The organism is Methylobacterium sp. B1 (assembly GCF_000333255.1).
GTDB lineage: Bacteria > Pseudomonadota > Alphaproteobacteria > Rhizobiales > Beijerinckiaceae > Methylobacterium > Methylobacterium fujisawaense.
This window is the reverse complement of the sequence record NZ_BACT01000872.1, coordinates 1-3,846: the sequence shown is the minus strand read 5'-3', so window position 1 is coordinate 3,846 and position 3,846 is coordinate 1. Positions and strand designations below refer to the sequence as shown.

3 protein-coding genes and 2 pseudogenes are annotated in these 3,846 nt (G+C 72.5%); 3 read left to right on the top strand and 2 right to left on the bottom strand.

What is annotated here, in order from left to right; all coding sequences use genetic code 11:
- Nucleotides 1-919 (bottom strand): AAA family ATPase (locus I53_RS24915; protein WP_043355803.1); only part of this gene is annotated, 919 nt, incomplete at its 3' end.
- A 624-nt stretch (nt 920-1,543) separates the two neighbouring features.
- Between I53_RS24915 and I53_RS24910 the strand changes: the two genes are divergently transcribed.
- Nucleotides 1,544-1,840 (top strand): hypothetical protein, encoded by a 297-nt coding sequence (locus I53_RS24910; RefSeq protein WP_043355801.1) that lies wholly within the window; start codon nt 1,544-1,546, stop codon nt 1,838-1,840.
- A gap of 453 nt (nt 1,841-2,293) precedes the next feature.
- Nucleotides 2,294-2,437 (top strand): hypothetical protein, encoded by a 144-nt coding sequence (locus I53_RS34280; protein WP_167380411.1) that lies wholly within the window; start codon nt 2,294-2,296, stop codon nt 2,435-2,437.
- A gap of 24 nt (nt 2,438-2,461) precedes the next feature.
- Here I53_RS34280 and I53_RS31835 read toward each other — a convergent pair.
- Nucleotides 2,462-2,611 (bottom strand): annotated as a pseudogene (locus I53_RS31835) (methyl-accepting chemotaxis protein); the annotation flags it as partial.
- Between the two features lie 522 nt (nt 2,612-3,133).
- On the opposite strand from I53_RS31835, the pseudogene I53_RS24900 reads away from it, so the two are divergent.
- Nucleotides 3,134-3,846: pseudogene (locus I53_RS24900) on the top strand (molybdopterin oxidoreductase); the annotation flags it as partial.

Sequence of the window (3,846 nt, the reverse complement as noted above, 5' to 3'; positions counted from 1 at the left end):
TTCCCCCGATGGCGTGGGCGACGCTGACCGCCTCCGCGGTGCTCATCACGGAGGAGAGCCGCTCCATGCCGGTGCCCTCCGTATCCACGGCCTCGCGCAGCTCCCGGAAGCAGGTCACGAGGAGTTCGAGCACCTCCGGATCCGGGCTGCGGGGCACGCCGGACCGGGCCAGAAGCGCGGTGGCCTCGCGCTGCACCAGGGCGAGTTCGGCCTCAAGATCGGCGATCGGGAACACGGTCTCGAAGCCGAACCGGCGCTTGAGGGCCGCCGACATCTCGTTCACGCCCCGGTCGCGGGTGTTGGCGGTGGCGATGAGGTTGAAGCCGTCGCGCGCGTAGACCATCCCGTCCGCGCCGGTGAGTTCCGGCACGGCGAGCACCCGGTCGGACAGGACCGAGAGCAGGCTGTCCTGCACCTCCAGCGGGCAGCGGGTCAGCTCCTCGAAGCGGACGATCCGCCCCGCGCTGAGGCCGGTATGGAGGGCGCCCGGCACCAGGGCGCGGGGGCTCGGCCCCTCGGCGACGAGCAGCGCGTAGTTCCAGCCGTAGCGGATCTGGTCCTCGGTCAGCGACGCACCGCCCTGGATCGTCAGGGTCGAGCACCCGCTGATCGCGGCGGCGAGGAGTTCCGAGAGCAGGCTCTTGGCGGTCCCGGGCTCCCCGATCAGCAGGAGGGCGCGCGAGGTCGCCAGGGTGACCATGGCCCGCTCCACCAGCGCGGGCGCGCAGACCACCTTGGCGGGGGTCGCGCCGTCACCGCAGATGAAGCGCCGCACGGCCTGGAGCGAGAGCTGCCAGCCGGGCGGCCGCGGCGCCGAATCCTCGGCCCGCAGGCGGGCGAGTTCCGCGGCGTGGACGTCCTCGGCCGGGGGTCTCTGACGCGTGTCGCGATCGCCGCCCGCCCGCACCGCCTTCGCCATGCACCCGTCCCCTGCCGTCGCGCCGATCCTGTCGGCGTGTCCTGCGATCGGCAGAGCATGCCCCGGCACGGGCATGTCTCTCAAGCGCCTCCGAGCATCTCCAAGCATTGGTGGCCCGGCGCATGCGTCCGGCCGGCCCGCACGGCACCGGACGGGCCAGAACGGATGTCTTTCCGAGAGCGTCTACATCGACACCAAGCACAACGTCAGGATCGCGATCTCGAAGACGATCCAGCCACCGAAGACGACGACCAGCTCCCAGTCGGTTCTCTCTTTGGTCTTGGCCAAAGCGTACATGCTCGACCTCCTCGCGCAGCCCGAGAGGCCACAAGCGAATTCAGTCACCACGATAGGACGCGACGTATACGAATATTCAATCAGATTCTGCCGTGGATTGCAATTGTTCGAGCCCGCGCAAGCCCGAAGATAAATCAATACATCACTCCGCGAAACGCGCGCCGCGCCTTCTCGGACGCGGAAATATTGCATCGCAGCAAGTATTTCCCCGCAGGCCCGGCGCTCGCGCAACCCCGATCCCGGGGACGTGAACGGGATCCGTCCGGCCGCGTTGCTCCCGACAGGCCCGGTAGAGGCAGCCTGGGGAAGCGTTCCGAGGATTCACACATGAAGACGTTGATCAGCCTGACCGTCGCGGGCCTCCTGGCGACGGGCGCGGCCGCCACGGCCGCGGAGAATACCGGCCCCCGCATGCAGGGCTCGCCCAATGCGGCCGGCTATACGGGCAAGGACGAGACGGGGAAGGGCGCGACGACGGGGACGACGACGGGCACGACGACCGGATCACCGGGCTCGGAGATGCCGAAACAGGACGGCCGGATGAAGGGACCGCCGAATGCGGCCGGCTTCCAGCCGGGCGGCGACAAGGCCGGCGGCGCGGCCGGAGCCCCGGACCGTCGCTGATTCGCCTCATGCCGGGGCGGGATCCGGCCCACGATCCCGCCCCTGAAGCCGGAGCCCCAGCCGCGACAGGCGGGGGCGGCAACCGGACGGGCCGCGCAATGCGGCGGCCCCATGGAGCACGGTGCGCGCAACGATATCCCCGCCCCGGCGACGGCGATCGAAGGGCGGGGCCGCGATGGCCCAGGTCGAGGCGGAGCCGGTCGCAGGGCCCTGACGAAGGCCGTCGACCTGCCGGAGACGCCGGGATTCGAGGACGGCGGCGCCGTCCCCCTGCGCGCCCGGGCAGCGAACGTTCTGCTCGTGAAGCCGTCGCGGCACCGCGGCGGCATCGCGGCGGCATCGCGGCGGCAGCATGGCCGGGGCCTGTGCCGCTGCGGCGGCTGCGTCATCCAGCCGTCATCGGGCCGGCCTAGGGCGGCGCCTCCCGCCCACCCGACCGGCTATGCTCACCTGATGGATTGGTCCGACCTGCCCGAAGACATCCCCCCGTCGTCGGCCGCCGACGCGAGCCGGATGCGGCTGTACATCACCGTCGGGCTGATCGGCATGGGGGCTCTCGGCATGGTCGGCGGGATGCTGCACATCCTCCCGGCCTGAGCGAGACCGCCGCCGCCCCGGCCCGGCCCGTTCGGTCGCCGCCTGGATCGCGGCGATCCGGCCGCCGATCTCGTCCGTCGTCCGGGCGGTCTGTCCGGCGGTCACCTTCACCGCCGCGGCGACCACGGCGAAGCCACGGCCCGCCTCACCGGCGCGGGCGGCCTCGATCGGGGCGACGCCGCATCATTCAGCGAACCAGGATCGATCCCCCGCACCAGACCGGCGCCCCCCTGCCGCAGGAACCGGAAGGTCCCGGCGGGCAGTGCGTCGCAGCGCGGCTCCATCGGCTGGACGACGCTGCCGCCGGGCCGGCGGCAGGCTACCGGACGGGATCGGGCAAGGCTGAAGCCGCAGCGCCGGGGAGGCGATCCCGGCTGCTTCCATGCGGATCGCCCGATGGCAGCGCCACGGGAGGTGCCCTGAGAGGCCGGGATCGACACCCGCGGGTGCCGCTGCCGAATCCCGGAGGTCATCGCGGCTCCAGAGCGCCCGCCGGAGCCGGGGCACGCGGTTCGGAGCCTGAATCCGCTCAGGCCGCCAGCTTGAGAACCCAATCGTAGAAGTCGGTCCAGGTCTCCGACGGGGCCGGCGGCTCTGTGCCCGACGATTTCCCGGGTTCGATCGCGACCTGCGCGCGGACATCCGGCCGCCCACCCGCTGGAATCCTGGGGCGACATCCGGTCCCTCGACGGGACGGTGGGTCTGATCCAGCCCACGGTCGCCCCCCTGTACAACGGCCGGACGCTCGCGGAGATGCTGGCCTTCCTGGCAAGCGGCGAGGGTGGGGAGGGCGGTCAGGACGCCCTCGGGCTCCTCAAGGCGCAGGGACGGAACCCGGGCGAGGACGAGGCGGCCTTCGAGGCCCGCTTCTCCGAGGCCCTGCGCCTGGGCTTCTGGGCGGACAGCGCGCGTCCGGCTGAGACGGTGGCGCTGACGCAGGCGGCGGCAGCCGCACCCGCAGCGGCTTCATCGCCCGCGCCGGCCGCCGACGGGGTCGAGGTGCTGTTCCGGCCCGATCCGACGATCTGGGACGGCACCCATGCCGACCTCGCGTGGCTGCAGGAGCTCCCGAAGCCCCTGACCAAGGTGGTCTGGGAGAACGTGATCGCGCTCAGCCCGCGCCTCGCCGAGCGCGAGGGGATCGCCACGGGCGACATCCTGCGGGTCGAGGCCGGCGGCCGCGCGGTCGAGGGGCCGGCCTGGATCCTGCCGGGGCAGGCCGACACCACCGTGACCCTCACCCTGGGCTACGGCCGCGACGTCCCCGACCACCTCGCCCGCGGCCTCGGCTACGACGCCGCGCCCCTGCGGCCGCCGGGTTCTCCCTGGGGTCTCGCCGGCGCCCGGCTGACGAAGACCGGACAGCAGCGCAGGCCGGTCACCACCCAGCATTCGGCACGAGGAGGGCA